Origin of the sequence: Veillonella sp. ICM51a (genome assembly GCF_000524355.1) — a bacterium.
GTDB lineage: Bacteria > Bacillota > Negativicutes > Veillonellales > Veillonellaceae > Veillonella > Veillonella atypica.
In genome coordinates this window covers 1-16,820 of sequence record NZ_JAPX01000006.1, presented here as the reverse complement: position 1 = coordinate 16,820, position 16,820 = coordinate 1, and the positions used below count along the sequence as shown (strand labels likewise).

17 protein-coding genes are annotated in these 16,820 nt (G+C 39.6%); all 17 read right to left on the bottom strand.

The annotated features are described in order from the left end of the window. Window positions 1-7: 7 nt before the first annotated feature. The 17 genes from HMPREF1504_RS00470 to rpmE all read right to left on the bottom strand — a co-directional run bounded on the left by HMPREF1504_RS00470 (window position 8) and on the right by rpmE (window position 16,645). Window positions 8-1,009 (bottom strand): type IV pilus twitching motility protein PilT, encoded by a 1,002-nt coding sequence (locus HMPREF1504_RS00470; protein WP_005379255.1) that lies wholly within the window; start codon window positions 1,007-1,009, stop codon window positions 8-10. A 22-nt stretch (window positions 1,010-1,031) separates the two neighbouring features. Then, window positions 1,032-2,048 (bottom strand): GspE/PulE family protein, encoded by a 1,017-nt coding sequence (locus HMPREF1504_RS00465; RefSeq protein WP_038122584.1) that lies wholly within the window; start codon window positions 2,046-2,048, stop codon window positions 1,032-1,034. Window positions 2,049-2,269: 221 nt separating this feature from the next. Beyond that, entirely contained in the window at window positions 2,270-3,556 is a 1,287-nt protein-coding gene (eno, locus tag HMPREF1504_RS00460; RefSeq protein ID WP_038122582.1) for a phosphopyruvate hydratase, read from the bottom strand. A gap of 27 nt (window positions 3,557-3,583) precedes the next feature. After that, complete coding sequence (gpmI, locus tag HMPREF1504_RS00455; protein WP_038122580.1) at window positions 3,584-5,107, bottom strand: 2,3-bisphosphoglycerate-independent phosphoglycerate mutase; 1,524 nt, start codon at window positions 5,105-5,107, stop codon at window positions 3,584-3,586. Between the two features lie 18 nt (window positions 5,108-5,125). Further along, window positions 5,126-5,896 (bottom strand): triose-phosphate isomerase, encoded by a 771-nt coding sequence (gene tpiA / locus HMPREF1504_RS00450; RefSeq protein WP_038122578.1) that lies wholly within the window; start codon window positions 5,894-5,896, stop codon window positions 5,126-5,128. Between the two features lies 1 nt (window position 5,897). Then, window positions 5,898-7,076 carry a phosphoglycerate kinase gene (gene pgk, locus HMPREF1504_RS00445; RefSeq protein WP_038122576.1) on the bottom strand — a complete coding sequence of 393 codons (1,179 nt, stop codon included), beginning with the start codon at window positions 7,074-7,076 and terminating at the stop codon, window positions 5,898-5,900. Between the two features lie 17 nt (window positions 7,077-7,093). Continuing rightward, window positions 7,094-8,104, bottom strand: a complete 1,011-nt coding sequence (gene gap, locus HMPREF1504_RS00440; RefSeq protein ID WP_005376357.1) for a type I glyceraldehyde-3-phosphate dehydrogenase — start codon at window positions 8,102-8,104, stop codon at window positions 7,094-7,096. A gap of 51 nt (window positions 8,105-8,155) precedes the next feature. Further along, window positions 8,156-9,181 carry a sugar-binding transcriptional regulator gene (locus HMPREF1504_RS00435; RefSeq protein WP_005383581.1) on the bottom strand — a complete coding sequence of 342 codons (1,026 nt, stop codon included), beginning with the start codon at window positions 9,179-9,181 and terminating at the stop codon, window positions 8,156-8,158. Window positions 9,182-9,362: 181 nt separating this feature from the next. Then, window positions 9,363-9,989, bottom strand: coding sequence for a uracil phosphoribosyltransferase (gene upp / locus HMPREF1504_RS00430; protein WP_005376354.1), 627 nt, complete (start codon window positions 9,987-9,989; stop codon window positions 9,363-9,365). 185 nt (window positions 9,990-10,174) lie between these two features. Beyond that, window positions 10,175-11,416 carry a serine hydroxymethyltransferase gene (gene glyA / locus HMPREF1504_RS00425; protein ID WP_005376165.1) on the bottom strand — a complete coding sequence of 414 codons (1,242 nt, stop codon included), beginning with the start codon at window positions 11,414-11,416 and terminating at the stop codon, window positions 10,175-10,177. A 59-nt stretch (window positions 11,417-11,475) separates the two neighbouring features. Continuing rightward, window positions 11,476-11,913, bottom strand: a complete 438-nt coding sequence (gene rpiB, locus HMPREF1504_RS00420; RefSeq protein ID WP_005376273.1) for a ribose 5-phosphate isomerase B — start codon at window positions 11,911-11,913, stop codon at window positions 11,476-11,478. Between the two features lie 11 nt (window positions 11,914-11,924). Continuing rightward, window positions 11,925-12,365 (bottom strand): low molecular weight protein arginine phosphatase, encoded by a 441-nt coding sequence (locus HMPREF1504_RS00415; protein WP_038122574.1) that lies wholly within the window; start codon window positions 12,363-12,365, stop codon window positions 11,925-11,927. 115 nt (window positions 12,366-12,480) lie between these two features. After that, on the bottom strand, window positions 12,481-13,515 hold the full coding sequence (locus HMPREF1504_RS00410; RefSeq protein WP_038122572.1) for an L-threonylcarbamoyladenylate synthase: 1,035 nt from the start codon (window positions 13,513-13,515) through the stop codon (window positions 12,481-12,483). A 4-nt stretch (window positions 13,516-13,519) separates the two neighbouring features. Continuing rightward, the gene (prmC, locus tag HMPREF1504_RS00405; protein ID WP_038122570.1) at window positions 13,520-14,389 is read right to left on the bottom strand and encodes a peptide chain release factor N(5)-glutamine methyltransferase; all 870 of its coding nucleotides are present in this window, start codon (window positions 14,387-14,389) and stop codon (window positions 13,520-13,522) included. Further along, window positions 14,382-15,464 carry a peptide chain release factor 1 gene (gene prfA, locus HMPREF1504_RS00400; RefSeq protein WP_005376124.1) on the bottom strand — a complete coding sequence of 361 codons (1,083 nt, stop codon included), beginning with the start codon at window positions 15,462-15,464 and terminating at the stop codon, window positions 14,382-14,384. The genes prmC and prfA overlap by 8 nt, the downstream gene beginning before the upstream one ends. A 14-nt stretch (window positions 15,465-15,478) precedes the next feature. Next, on the bottom strand, window positions 15,479-16,390 hold the full coding sequence (locus tag HMPREF1504_RS00395; RefSeq protein ID WP_038122567.1) for a DUF1385 domain-containing protein: 912 nt from the start codon (window positions 16,388-16,390) through the stop codon (window positions 15,479-15,481). Window positions 16,391-16,447: 57 nt separating this feature from the next. Then, window positions 16,448-16,645, bottom strand: coding sequence for a 50S ribosomal protein L31 (rpmE, locus tag HMPREF1504_RS00390; RefSeq protein ID WP_004696185.1), 198 nt, complete (start codon window positions 16,643-16,645; stop codon window positions 16,448-16,450). Between the last annotated feature and the right edge of the window lie 175 nt (window positions 16,646-16,820).

The following is a 16,820-nucleotide window of genomic DNA, read 5'->3' as shown; positions in this document are numbered from 1 at the left end:
AATTCCTCTATGATAATTGTTGTTCCAATAAAGCATGTAATTGGTGAACTGATCCATATTGTGTTTTTACATCACGCACTGCCATTTCTAATGTCTTCATGGGGGCCTGCGTTTCTTGGATTGAAACAATTTGAGGTTCCTTTCGATTTCTAATTAGATTTGCCACTGCATTCGTATTTAACAGAATATCCCGTATTGTTATAAACGAGGTTTCCCATCGTAACAAACGTTGACATATGACCGCACGCAATACTTGTGATACTTGACTGCGCACTTCATCTTGTTGTTCTCCAGGAAATAGAGATATCATGCGTTGCACGGCCATAACTGCTCGTTGTGTATGCATGGTTGCAAGCACAAGATGACCTGTTTCCGCAGCATGTAATGCGGCCTCTAACGTATCTCGGTCTCTCAACTCTCCTACCATAATGACATCTGGATCCTCTCGTAAGGCATCACGTATCCCATGTGCCATCGAATCCACATCAATTCCGAGTTGGCGCTGATGAATAATTGACTGCAATGGTATGAACTCATATTCCACAGGATCTTCTAACGTTATTATGTGTTTATTCATAGTTTTATTTATATATTCTATGCAACAAGCTAAGGTATATGATTTGCCACTACCTGTAGGGCCTGTAACAAGGACTAACCCATCATGATATTCACAAATTTGTTTTAATACATCACTATCTTTAGATGTATCAAGCGATAAATTAGCATGACAGAGTAGTCTCAATGTTCCACAAATTCTATGATTAGCCCTATAAATATGAGCCCGAATTCGAATGCCATTGCTGGTGAAAGCATTATCTACAGAGTGCCATTCATCATGTGTGACGCCACATCGTTGTAATACATCTTTAATCATATCCACACTGCAAATACTTGAAATAGATTCCAACCCATTAGCAGCTCGAATATAAATCGGTGTTCCCACCTCTAAATGTATATCAGTAGCACTATGCTCTAACGATAGGGAAATTACATCTTCTATTGTTATCATCGAGTCGGTTGTCACTACACAATCACAATAAGATGCCTGCACGATGTACCTCCTCTACTGTTGTAATGCCCGAATTAATAGCAGTCTGCGCCGAATCTTGCAATGAAACATATAGATATGTATCAACATGATTCCAATCAATATCACTAGATGGTATCTCTACATATTCAAACAAACCTAATCGCCCTTGATAAGAATTTGTAGTGCTATTAATACGTCTTACAAGACGCTGCGATAGAGAACCAATTAACGTAGCATGTAATAAATATGGTTCAACTCCCATATCAATAAGGCGTCCAATAACACCTAGTGCGGTATTCGTATGAACCGTGGTAATTACACGATGTCCGGTTAAAGCGGCTTTTACAGCTAGCTGTGCCGTCTCATGGTCTCGTATTTCACCAATCATAATAGAGTCAGGATCTTGCCGTAATACAGTGCGTAACCCTTTCGAAAAGGTAAATCCAATCTTTTCATTAATCCCTATTTGAATGGCTCCATCAATGGCCGCTTCTACAGGATCCTCTAAACATATAAGTTTTGTTTCCTTTAAATTCAACATGCGTAACATGGCATATAAGGTAGCCGTTTTACCACTTCCCGTAGGTCCACAAATGGTAATGAGACCATAGGGTCGTTTTAGTAATGCGGTAATCTTCTCCTGTAAATCGACTGACATACCCAGTTCTAATAAATTTTTATGCACTCCTTCATTTCCCATTAGACGACACACAATGGCCTCACCATATAGACTAGGCAAACTAGATACACGCATGGTGACAGCATACGATTTAGCTGTCCATTCCCATCGCCCATCTTGAGGCAATCTCTTTTCGCTAATATCCATGCCACTGAATACCTTGATGCGGTTCACAATCATTTCCGCATCAGTAGCATCGATAAACGTATAATCCGTTAATAATCCATCAATTCTCAATCGCACTTGTACACCATCCGGAATAGGATCAAAATGTATATCACTAGCACTAATCGTAATGGCATACGTAATGATTGAATCCAATGCAACATCTACATACAATGCCACCCCCTCCTTCATACCTTGCGGTGTGTTTATACATCACCTCTGCTCATTGCACTATGTAATTCTGTATAATAAGAAAAACTCCTCTTTATTTCTAAAAAATCCACAATGCGTGTACAGATACGCAAAAAAACAACAAAAAAAGAGACTCTCTTGAGTTTTCACTACTCAAAAGAGTCTCTTATCTAGTATGTGATTCTAAAACAGAATGTATTGTTCTATTTTTTCAAATTATAGAATACTGCATCGCCTTTATATTGTGCAGTTTCATATAACATTTCTTCAATGCGAAGCAATTGATTATATTTAGCAACACGTTCAGAACGTGCAGGCGCACCTGTTTTAATTTGGCCCGCATTAACAGCTACTGCAATATCTGCAATAAATGTATCTTCTGTTTCGCCGGAGCGATGAGATACTACGCATGTATAGCCAGCGCGTTTTGCAGTTTCCATAGCATCAAAGGCTTCTGTTAATGTGCCAATTTGATTTACTTTGACAAGAATGGAATTAGCTACACCAAGGTCGATTCCCTTTTCAAGACGTTTTGTATTAGTAACGAATAAATCATCACCTACAAGTTGAACACGCTTACCAAGGCGTTCGGTTAATACTTTCCATCCATCCCAATCTTCTTCTGCAAGGCCATCTTCGATAGATACGATAGGATATTTATCGACTAAGTATTCATAGAAGTCAACCATTTCACTAGCGCTCAATACTTTGCCTTCGCCTTCTAGATGATATTTACCATCTTTATAGATTTCACTAGAAGCCACATCGAGAGCTAATTTAAAATCTGTACCAAGTTCATAACCTGCACGTTTAATAGCTTCGCAGATTACTTCCAAAGCTTCTTCATTAGAAGCTAAGTTTGGTGCAAAACCACCTTCATCGCCTACAGCAGTGCTGAGACCTTTATCGTGAAGTACGGATTTCAATGTGTGATATACTTCTGCACAGCTACGCAATGCATCGCTAAATATTTTAGCCCCTACTGGCATAATCATAAACTCTTGAAGGTCTACATTATTATCAGCATGAGCACCACCATTTAGAATGTTCATCATAGGAACAGGAAGTTCTTTAGCATTAAAACCACCTAGATATAAGAACAAAGGCAAATCTAAAGATTCAGCAGCAGCACGTGCTACAGCCATAGATACACCTAAAATTGCATTGGCACCCAAGTTAGCTTTGTTATCTGTGCCATCAAGTTTAAGCATTAAATTATCAATCGCCACTTGTTCAGTCGCATCATAGCCGATAATAGCTGGGCCAATTTTAGCATTTACATTGTCTACGGCTTGTAAAACACCTTTGCCACCATAGCGTTTTTTATCGCCATCACGAAGTTCTACTGCTTCAAACATCCCCGTAGATGCACCAGAAGGAACTGCAGCTGTTGCAATTGTACCATCTTCCAAACATACTTCTACTTCTACTGTAGGATTACCACGAGAATCCAAAATTTCACGAGCTACGACTTGTTCAATTACTGCCATAATACTACCTCTTATTTATATACTAAATTAATCTAATAACAAACTTTCACCGGTCATATTACTTGGCTTATCAATATGAGCCAACGCTAACATTGTCGGTGCAATATCACATAATTTACCTGATTTAAGTTGTTTATGTATATCCTGAGCTCCCACTAAAATCAATGGCACAACATTCGTTGTATGGGCTGTATGAGGTTTTCCAGTCTCATGATTGACCATTTGCTCTGCATTACCATGATCGGCGGTAACTAAAAGCTGTCCTCCAACCTCTAATATAGCCTTTGCAATATGTTCTAATCCTGCATCCACAGTTTGAATTGCTTTCACTGCAGCTTTAAAATCGCCTGTATGACCTACCATATCCGGATTTGCATAATTTAGGATAATCATATCGTATTGACCACTATGAATAGCATCAACTACCTTATCGGTTACCTCAGGAGCACTCATTTCAGGTTGCAAATCGTAGGTTGCCACTGCTGGAGAAGGCACAAGAATGCGGTCTTCACCTTCAAAGGGAACCTCATTACCGCCATTAAAGAAATATGTTACATGTGCGTATTTCTCGGTTTCAGCAATACGTAATTGACGATAGCCTCCATCAGCAAGGACCTCACCTAATGTATGATGTAACGTATCCTTTTCATAGACGATATGAACAGGTAATCCATCTTCATATTTGGTCATTGTCGCCATAAAGATAGATATAGGTTCTCGTTTAAAGCCTTCAAAATCAGGTAATATTAAAGCCTTCGTCAATTCACGAGCTCTATCAGGTCTAAAGTTACAGAATATAACGGCATCTCCATCAGAAATCATCCCGTTTGGATTGATAACTGTAGGCACTACAAATTCATCATTCACACCATCATTATAGGATTGTGTAACGGCGTCACACGCAGAATTAGCCTTATTACCAACACCATTGACAATAGCATTATAGGCTAATTCCTCACGGTCCCACCGGTTATCGCGATCCATCCCATAGTAACGGCCACTTACAGTAGCAATTTTCCCACAGTTTATATCGGACATAAAAGATTCTAAGTCCTTAAGATAGGTTAATGCTGATTGTGGTGGTACATCGCGTCCATCGAGAAGTGCATGCACATATACCTCTTTAATGCCTTCATGTTTAGCACCAGCAATTACAGCCTTAATATGCTCTAAAGAACAATGTACATTGCCATCAGATACAAGGCCAATAATTTGTAATTTACCATGCTTAGCATGCTTGTATAACTCTTGTATTACAGGCTTTTGAAAAAACTCGCCACTCTCTACATCCTTCGTAATACGCGTTAAGTCTTGATATACAATACGGCCGGAACCAAGGTTGAGATGTCCAACTTCTGAATTACCCATTTGCCCTTCTGGCAAACCGACAGCAAGACCTGAAGCTTGTAATGTTGTATGAGGATACGTATCCCACAAATAATTAAAATAACTTGGTTTTGCTTGTACTACGGCATTCGTCGTATCTGTTTGGTCCCCCATACCAAAGCCATCTAGGATGACTAGCATTACGGGTGCCTGTAATTTTGCCATATTTATACCTCTAGTATGTTATTTACTTACGTCTTGAGCCGCCATGATGATTTCATTAAATTCATCCACGATTAACGAAGCGCCTCCAACGAGGGCTCCATCAATATTAGGCTCACTTAAAATTTCACGCGCATTATTAGCCTTTACACTACCACCATATTGAATTCGAACTGATTCAGCTACAGCAGAGGTATATAGTTCCGCTATATAATCACGTATGGATTTACATACTTCCTCTGCTTGATCAGCAGTCGCAGTCTTGCCCGTACCAATAGCCCAAATTGGTTCATAAGCGATAATCAATTGTTCCACTTGATCCGCTGGAATATCTTGTAATGCACATTGTAATTGTCCGTGAATGAAAGAAATCGTTTCATTTGCCTCTCTCTGAGCAAGGCTTTCACCAACACAGACAATAGGTTGCAAATTATGATGAAATGCACTCTTAATCTTTTCATTAACCATAGCATCTGTTTCACCATAGTACTCACGGCGTTCGGAATGGCCAATAATGACATAGGACACACCGAGTTCCGTTAACATCAACGGAGAAACTTCGCCAGTAAATGCACCAGCATCATGATAATCCATATTTTGAGCCCCTACGCCAACATGTGTATCTCGTGTTAAGGACACAGCTCTCTCAAGCGCAGTAAAGGGTGGACAAACTACTACTTCACAGTCCAAGTTTTTATCACCTAGAAAACTAGTAAATGCTTCAATCAAGATAGAACCAGATGCAATGGTTCCGTTCATCTTCCAGTTTCCTGCAATAATTTGTTTTCTCATATTAGGCCTCTGTTAAAGCAGCAATACCTGGCAAAACCTTACCTTCCAATAATTCAAGGGATGCACCGCCACCAGTCGAAATATGGCTAATTTTATCTGCTAAGCCGCTTTTTTCAATAGCAGCTACAGAATCACCACCACCAACGATAGTCATAGCATCAGATTCTGCAACGGCTTTAGCTACTGCATTCGTACCAGCTGCAAAATTATCCATTTCAAATACGCCCATTGGGCCATTCCAAATAATAGTTTTCATATTAGCCAATGCTTCTGTATATAAGTCACGTGTTTTAGGACCGATATCCAAAATCATCCAGCCATCTTCGATGTTATCGACATCCACGATTTTTGTGTTTGCATCATTGCTGAAAGCATCTGCTACTACAGCATCGATAGGTGTCAATAATCTAGCACCTGCAACGCGTGCCTCCATAACTAAATCTGTAGCGATAGCATCTTGACCATCTTCATATAAGGAACTACCGATGTTACAGCCTTGAGCCTTAATGAAAGCATTCGCCATACCGCCGCCGATAATCATAACATCTACCTTAGGTAATAGATTGGAAATAACAGAAATCTTATCTGTTACCTTAGCACCACCGATAATGGCAGCCATAGGTGTTTTTGGATGTACTACAGCGGCACTTAGTGCATCAATTTCTTTTTTAAGTAAGAAACCTGCACCCATAGGGATGTAATCAGCAATGCCAACTACAGATGCTGCATTACGATGAGATACACCAAATGCATCATTGATAGCTACATCAGCAAGAGAGGCTAATTGTTTAGCAAACTCAGGATCGTTTTTAGTTTCTTCGTTATGGTAACGCAAGTTTTCAAGCATCAACACATCGCCAGGTTGTAATGCTTTAACAGCTGCCTCAACCTTAGGACCAACACAATCATCGACAAACGCAACTGGTTTGTTGATAAGTTCAGATAAACGTTTAGCACAAGGAGCCAATGTCATATCCGGTTTACGTTCACCCTTTGGCCGACCAAAGTGAGATGCAAGAATTACCTTAGCATTGTGGTCGATTAAATATTTGATTGTATCTAGTGCACCACGAATGCGAGTGTCATCAGTGATGACACCATCCTTCATAGGCACATTGAAATCTACGCGTACAAAAACGCGTTTATTATCTACATTCATATCTAAAATGGTTAATTTCATCCTAGAATTTCCTCCCATTATAGACCTTTACTAGCTACGAAAGCTGCCATATCGATAAGGCGTTCAGAATAGCCCCATTCGTTATCGTACCAAGAAACAACTTTCACCATGTTACCATCCATAACCATTGTCAAATCAGCATCAACAATGGAACTACGAGGATCAGAACTAAAGTCACAGGATACCAATGGCACATCGGATACACCAAGAATACCTTTTAATTCACCAGCTGCTGCTTTACGGAATGCTTCGTTGATTTCTTCTTTTGTAGCTGGTTTTTCAAGTTCGCAAACAAGATCTGTAGCGGATACATCTGGTGTAGGAACGCGCAATGCAAAACCATCTAATTTACCTTTTAATTGAGGCAATACTTTAGCAACAGCCTTTGCTGCACCAGTTGTTGTAGGAATGATAGACATAGCTGCTGCACGAGCACGGCGTGGGTCTTTATGACGTGCATCAAGAATTTTTTGGTCATTTGTATAAGAATGAATTGTAGTCATCATGCCGCGTTTAATGCCGAATTCATCGCATAATACTTTAGCAAATGGAGCCAAGCAGTTTGTTGTACAAGATGCATTAGAGATAATGTGATGTTTTGCAGGATCGTACATATCTTGGTTAACGCCCATAACCATTGTTAAGTCTTCATTTTTACCAGGTGCAGAAATCAATACTTTCTTAACAGTAGGTTGATTCAAATGAACCTTTGCTTCCTCTGCATCGCGGTATTTACCAGTACATTCCATAACGATTTCTACGCCTTCTTCAGACCAAGGCAATTTAGAAGCATCACGGTCATGGAATACGCGGATTTTTTTGCCATCTACATAAATATTTTCATCGTCAAATGTTACTTCATTAGGGATTGTGCCATGTACGGAATCGTATTTTAACAATAATGCAGTACCCTCATTATCACCAGTCGCATTAATAGCTACTACTTCAACATCTGGATTATTAATTGCCGCACGTACTACACATTTACCAATACGACCGAAACCATTAATACCAACTTTAACTGCCATTGTTTTGTCCTCCTCAAAAGAACTATATAATACTAAAAATAATAAACTAAATTATAACGCAGGAATATTTAGTAATTGGCGCATACCTTCTGCTGCTTGATCATCTATTATGAGGATTCCCTTTTTACAAGACCTCATAACACTGATAATAGCACCAGCTTTATCAAAGCCACCTGCTACAGCTACGACATGCGGTATATTTACTATATCCCTTAATGAAAGCCCTATGTTGTTCGTCGCATAGACGATAGAACCATCCATAGAGCAATACTGACCTAATGCTTCACCTACGGCATCGCCATCAACGAGTTGACGGCGCACATCCTCCGGTATATGTCGTACATCGGCCATATGGAGTGCTTGACCAATACCAAAAACCAATATATCAGTTCTATGGATTAATTCGCTAATCTCCTTGATTTGTGGTTCTAATGTTACAAGCATATCTAGGGAATCTTTAGATAGCCCATCTGGTAAATGAAGCATCTTATACGAGCCATGCCAACGTTCTGCTAATACAGAGGCGATTACATTCGCTTGATATTCGACGACTTCACCAACACCACCACGGGCTGGTACAACCACGGGATGCAACACACTACTAGGCATTTCATCAGCCATTGCCGCCATGGTACTACCGCCACTAACGGCTATAACAGACTCATCGGTTACCATACGTTGAACCACTTTCGCAGCAGTAAAACCTAAGCGTTTTAACATTAATGATCCTTCACTTGGTGTGATAATAACATCATCAATATGTAATGCCGCTTTCAACCGTTGCTCTAATTCGCCAACACGCTCATATTCATAAAGAATACTCCTTAATTTGGGAACTAGTTCTCGTCCTTCAGCACTTAGATAGATACCAGGTTTAGAGATTTCAACTAATCCGTTACCACGTAATGCATCAACATGAGATCGTACTGCACGTTCTGATATATCCGTAGCTAGTGCTAAACTCCTACGGCCGAGAGGTTCTTCATAGGCTAGATGACTCAATAATTTGTAGCGATCCTTTAAGACGGTCATTAATTCCGGTGCTATACGCTCGCATACCATTAACAACTCATTCATAGGGTTCCTCCTTTACCCTTTGATAAGGATAACGATATTCGTCCCAGACAAACAAAATTAGTCCCACCTAGAATAAAAAAATACTTTTACATATTTATTTTATACCTTATTACAACTTTATTCAAGTAAAAAACGCCCTTTCGGGCGTCTTTTACATCGTATTTATAGATATATGTCGTGATTATTTTGTACCGAAAATACGGTCCCCTGCATCACCTAAACCAGGCAAGATATAGCCATGTTCATTCAATGTTTCATCAAGAGCGGCTACATAAATAGGTACATCAGGATGTTCCTTATTAACAACTTCTACACCTTCAGGAGCTGCTACAAGGCACATCAATTTAATACTCTTTGCACCTTTCTCTTTCAATAACGTAATCGCTGCAGATGCACTACCACCAGTAGCTAACATTGGATCGGTAACGATGAAATCGCGTTCGCCTACATCACTAGGTAATTTGCAATAATATTCTACTGGTTTTAATGTTTCTGGATCACGATATAAACCGACATGACCAACCTTAGCTGTTGGAATCAAGCTAAGCATGCCATTTACCATGCCAAGACCAGCACGAAGAATCGGAATAATGCCTAATTTTTTGCCCGCAATGCGTTTACCTGTCATCTTAGTCAATGGTGTTTGCACTTCTACATCTTCTAATGGCAAATTGCGTGTAATTTCATAGCCCATCAACAATGTAATTTCATCTAATAATTCACGGAAATCTTTTGAACCTGTTTGTACATCACGCATCAATGTAACCTTATGATGAATCAATGGATGTGTCATAACATTAACGTTCATGATTATGCCCCCTATAAAAACAATCCGAATCCGAAATCATTATTTCGGCCTTTTACTATTCATACATACTCTATCACATATTTACAAATCCTGCCATATAAATATGACCACTACAACATAAAAAGGGTGAGCAAGAAAAAATCTTACTCACCCTTTTGGGTTCTTACTATACCGATACCTATAAATTATAAGTTAGGATATAAAGGATATTTTTCACATAATGCAGCTACGCGTTTTGCAGCATCTTGATGTTTTGCTGTATCTTCTGGGTTTTGAAGTACTGTAGCAATAATATCTGCAATTTCTTTCATATCGTCTTCTTTAAGACCACGTGTAGTCAATGCAGGTGTACCTAAACGAACACCACTAGTTACAAATGGGCTAGCTGGATCGAATGGAATTGTATTTTTATTAGCTGTGATACCGATTTCATCAAGAAGATGTTCTGCTTCTTTACCAGTCAAACCTGTATTGCGCACATCTACAAGCATAACATGTGTATCTGTACCACCAGAAACGATAGTCAAACCTTTAGCTATCAATTCAGCAGCCAATACTTTTGCATTTTTAATAACTTGTTCAGCGTATACTTTAAATTCTGGTTGTAATGCTTCACCTAATGCAACAGCTTTTGCAGCGATAACATGCATCAAAGGACCACCTTGGATACCAGGGAATACAGCTTTATCAATAGCTTTTGCATATTCTTCTTTGCACAAAATCATACCGCCACGAGGGCCACGCAATGTTTTATGTGTTGTAGTTGTAACGATATCTGCATATTCTACTGGATTTGGATGTAAACCAGCAGCTACAAGGCCAGCAAAGTGAGCCATATCTACCATGAAAATCGCGCCTACTTCATGAGCTACATCAGCCATTTTCTTGAAGTCGATTTGACGGCTGTAAGCACTGCCACCAGCAATGATTAATTTAGGTTTTGCTTCTAATACGATTTTGCGGAATTCATCATAGTCGATTTGTTGAGTTTCTGCATTAACACCGTAAGGAACAACATTGAAATATGTGCCAGATACGTTTACAGGAGAACCATGTGTTAAGTGACCACCATGGGACAAGTTCATACCAACAATAGTGTCACCAGGTTTTAACATAGCAAAATATACAGCAAAGTTAGCTTGAGACCCAGAATGTGGTTGTACATTTGCATGTTCTGCACCAAATAAACGTTTAGCGCGTTCAATAGCCAATGTTTCTACTACGTCCACATGTTCGCAACCACCATAATAACGTTTGCCAGGGTAGCCTTCAGCGTATTTGTTAGTCAATACACTACCTTGAGCTTCCATAACGGCTTGGGATACGATATTTTCAGAAGCGATCATTTCTAATTTATCGCGTTGACGCATTAATTCTTGATCGATAACTGCTTTAACATTAGGGTCTTGTTTTGCTAAGAAACTCATGGGAATCCTCCTTGAAACATATATAAATATAATGTGATAACTAATTGAATAAAGATGTATTATTTTTCAAGAGCAGAAATTTTTTCTACGCGACGCGCGTGACGTCCGCCTTCAAATTCTGTATTAAGCCAAATTGTAACAATATCCTTTGCAAGGCCCGGTCCAATAACGCGTTCCCCCATCGTAAGAATATTGGCATTATTATGTTCGCGACTTGCATGTGCGGAAAATGTATCGTGACAAAGCGCTGCACGTACACCTGCAATTTTGTTGGCTGCAATACCAATCCCAATGCCTGTACCACAGATTAAGATGCCTCGATCTGCTGCACCATCTACAACGGCATGTGCCACTGGTTCAGCAATATCCGGATAATCACAAGATTCTGTACTATGTGTACCAAAATCTTCCACTTCATGGCCTAATGTAGACAATAATTCCTTAATTTCTTGTTTTAAATGTAATCCACCATGATCACAACCAATAGCAATTTTCATAGCTCTATCTCCTATTCTTTTGATGCTACTAATCCAGCTTTCACCAAATTATAAATTTGCTCAGCACATTGATTATACACGTCTTGATTTGAACCGAAAGGATCTACCACATCGCCTGCACCATGCCCCCATTCAGCAAGGGTTTGAATTTTAGCTACTTCAAAAGGAAATTGACGAAGTAACACAGATTTATGATCTTGTGTCATACCAATAATCAAATCCGCTGAATTGACAAGCTCCATGGTAAGAGGTCTTGATTCATGGCCAGAAATATCGGCAATAGATTGAATCGCAATCACAGCTTCTTCTGTAGGCTTGGCACCATAAGCAGCAAATAATCCAGCAGAAACTACATTCACATCTAGACCAAGCTCTGTTGCCAAGGTTCGCGTAATACCTTCTGCCATTGGGCTACGACAGGTATTACCAGTACATACATACAAAATATTCATAATGACATCCTTACCGCCACAATTTCTGTGGCTATTTATACATTATAGCAAATACATCCAATATGTAAAGACATTTTTCTATTATGAATGGACATAATAAATATTACCTAACTGCTTATAAATAGATAATATGACCGGCACACGCCTTTTCCATGCGATTCATGACCGCTACGCCGAGGCCTGTATTCACAACACCTTCTGCTAAAATATAGTCTACATCACATTCATTAAAATGATGTAATGTCTTATAAAAATCGTGAGCTAAGGCAACCGCATCACCACTATGTCCATATACATGAAATTCACCGTGTACACTATCTTTTAACAAATCATATGTTTCTTGACTAACCAAGAATGCACCACGTTTAGTTTCCTGTTCACGAATCACATTACTGAAAGTTTCCGCCACATCCTTTGGATTTCCTATAAATGCACGCATAGGTGCATCGGGAGCATAATGCTTATACTTCATACCAGGAGCCTTTGGCGCTTCATTTTGAGACGATAAAAACGGATCATAAGACACATTATCTACAACTTGTTCTAACATTTCTTTTGTAATTCCACCGGGCCGTAAGATGGTCACTCCATCATCTCTCACCTCTACAACCGTTGATTCCACACCAATCGTACAGATTCCAGCATCCACAATATACGGAATACGTCCATTCATATCATCATAAACGGATTGTGCCGTAGTCGGGCTTGGACGGCCTGAAATATTAGCACTAGGCGCTGCGATTGGCACACCGGCCAATTCTAATATGTTACGGCATACAGCATGATCTGGACATCGTAATGCCACGCGAGCTAACCCACCAGTTGCACGGTCAGGCACGAGATCGGATTTAGGCAATGTAATTGTTAAAGGACCCGGCCAAAAAGCCTCAATCAAGGCCTTTGCTGTTTCAGGTATTTCTTTCACAAGCGGTTTAATGCTTTCCGCATTGGGTACATGTAATATCAATGGATTATCTGAAGGACGACCTTTAGCAGCATAGATTTTATCCATTGCATCTGCATCGAGGCCATTAGCACCAAGGCCATATACGGTTTCCGTAGGAATTGCTACAACATCACCATGACGCAACGCATGTGCAACTAATTGAAGATTATCTCTTGTAAGTTCGGTAATGATTTTAGTCTCCACATTCTCACCCCTTCACGCGAGCCGTCACAACTCGATTAATGCCCGCTAAATCTGCTGCAAAAGATATATCTACATAGGAGCCAACAGCCTCCAGTAAAGATTTTACATCTTCAGCCTGATCATATCCTATCTCAAAGGCCACAAGTCCATAAGGTTTAAGATATTTTACGCACTCCATAGCTAACTGACGATAGAAATCAAGGCCATCTTCACCACCAAATAATGCAATATAAGGCTCATTAAGTACATCAGGAGACAGGATTTTCTTATCCTCTAATCGAATATACGGCGGATTAGATACAATCACATCAAACAACTCATTATGATGTTCTAAATAAGAAAACATATCCGATTCGTGAAATTCGCTACGATTCTCTAGCTTAAATGCTTCTTGATTCTTTGTGGCTATTTCAAGTGCATCACGAGAAATATCAATGCCCATCCCTGTTGCTGTAGGCAGATAATGCAAGAGGCTTAGTAAAATAGTACCAGGGCCCGTACACATATCAAGAATTCGAATAGAATCTTGTTGATGATACGTATGTAACACATATTCAACTAATGTTTCTGTATCGGGACGAGGAATGAGGACCTTATCATTTACAGCAAATGTCAATCCCATAAAGTCTTTTGTTCCCGTTAAAGATGCTACAGAATGTCCTTTAGCCCGTTCAATGACAAGCGGCCTAAATCGATCCAGTTCTTCTTGCTCTAATGGTTGATCATAATTCGTATATAGATATATACGATTCTTCCCTAAAACGTGAGAAAGCAGTACTTCCCCATCAAGACGAGGTGTATCCATCCCCTTGCTTTGAAAGTACTGCTCTGTCCACTGGAGAATACGACCAATCGTCCAAATCTCCTTATACATTTGTATTAGCCTCCTGCATTTTAGCTGCTTGATCAGCGGCATTTAAGGCTTGAATAATTTCATCGAGATCACCATTTAAAATGGCATCCAATTTATACAATGTTAAATTGATACGATGATCTGTTACGCGGCCTTGTGGGTAGTTATAGGTACGAATACGTTCACTACGATCACCTGTACCAACTTGGCTCTTGCGGTCTGCAGCCATGCTAGCTGTAGCCTCTTGTTCTGCTTTATCTTGCAATTTTGCACGCAATACGCGCATCGCTTTTTCTCTGTTTTGTAACTGAGAACGTTGATCCTGACAAGCTACGACAATACCTGTTGGTAAGTGGGTAATACGGACAGCAGATTCTGTTTTATTAATATGCTGACCACCGGCACCACTGGCACGATATGTATCGATTTTCAAATCCTTATCATTGATTTCAATATCAACATCTTCCATTTCAGGAAGTACTGCCACAGTAACCGTAGATGTATGTACACGGCCTTGTGTTTCTGTAGCTGGAACCCGTTGTACACGATGTACACCAGATTCAAATTTCATCTTGGAATATACATTCTCACCATCTACAGAGAATACAACCTCTTTAAAACCGCCTAGTTCAGGTTCATTAGCATCGATAATTTCACAACGCCACCCTTGGCTTTCAGCATATTTTGTATACATACGGAATAAGTCGCCTGCAAACAATGCCGCTTCATCGCCACCAGCGCCACCGCGAATTTCGATGATAATATTTTTATCATCGTTAGGGTCTTTTGGTAATAAAAGAATTTGTAATTTTTCTTCTAATTCCTCTTTTTGAGGTTTTAATTCTTTCAATTCTTCTTGAGCCATTTCACGGAATTCTTCATCCATCGTTTTGTCCTCAATGACTTCCATGGCTTCATCAATACCAGCTAACACCTTTTTATATTCTCTAAAAGCTTCTACAGTTTCAGATAATTGGGCATGTTGACGTGTTAGTTTACGCCATTCATCTTGACGCGCAATGACTTCAGGGTCACTGATGCGTTGCTCTAGATCCATAAATTTATCTTCAATAACTTGTAATTTATCTACTAACATATATAACCTCAATCTTAATATGTTTCATCTTCATAAGCATCTTCTTCTGGAGGACGCACCTCTTCTAGAGCACGAATAGCCACTTCGATTTGATCTGCTTCTGGTTCACGGGTTGTCATATATTGCAACGCCAAGCCCGGTTTAACGAAAGATTTTACAAAGGAGCTTTCACTACGTCCTGCAAAACGAATACATTCATAGGCAATACCTGCTACAACGGGCATCAGTAAAACACGTGACACAATGCGCTCTAGCAAATTAGGCCAACCTAAAAAGGCAAATACAAATATACTAACTACCATTACAATGAGTAGAAAATTAGTCCCGCATCTCGGATGTAAACGAGATTGAGCACGCACATTTTCTACGGTCAAAGGTAGATCATTTTCATAAGCATGAATGGTTTTATGCTCTGCTCCATGGTATTGGAATACACGTTGTATATCCTTAGTTTGACCAATACCCCATATATAGAGCAAAAACAAAGCCAATCGAATAGCACCTTCAACCAGGTTCAAAATAAAGTGATTATCTTGAATACCAGGAATAAATTTAACTACAAATGTAGGAAGGGCCACAAATAAAGCGATTGCAAATAGTGTGGAAAATACCATGGTAATGGCAATTTCACTATTCGACATTTCTTCCTCTTCATCACCAGCCGCTTTCGCAGAGAAGGACAAGGCCTTCATACCGATAACAAGAGATTCATATAAGGCTATACAGCCTCGTAAAAAAGGTTTCTTTAATATAGGATATCGCTCTTGAATGGACGTGGTGGCTTCCTTTTGCACCACGATAGAACCGGAAGGCTCACGTACAGCTGTCGCCGTATATCCTGGGCCACGCATCATGACGCCTTCAATGACAGCTTGTCCACCAACGAACTTCTTAATACGTTCTTTTGCCAAAGGATTTCCTTTCATAAACAAATAGAGGCAGAGCCCAAAGCCCTGCCAATAGTTGTTTCGCTACATAAACTATTATTTACCGTAACGTTTGTTAAATTGTTCGATACGACCACGAGCTTGAGCCGCACGTTGTTGACCAGTGAAGAACGGATGGCATTTGGAGCAAACGTCTACACGAAGGTCTTCTTTTACAGAGCCAGTTTTGAATGTGTTACCACAACCGCAAGTAACTGTAGCTTCTTTATAGTCTGGATGAATACCTTGTTTCATTCTATACACCTCTTTCCAGCAATCAATATTATTCTTATAGATTATAGCACGATAATACGTACAAATCAAGAAACTACTCTTTAGAAGCCTGTTTTTCTTCTAGAGTAATCAAACATTTGTGACAAATACCTATGCCTTTTGATTCATAAAGTACTCTGTTATAACTTGGTTTGGT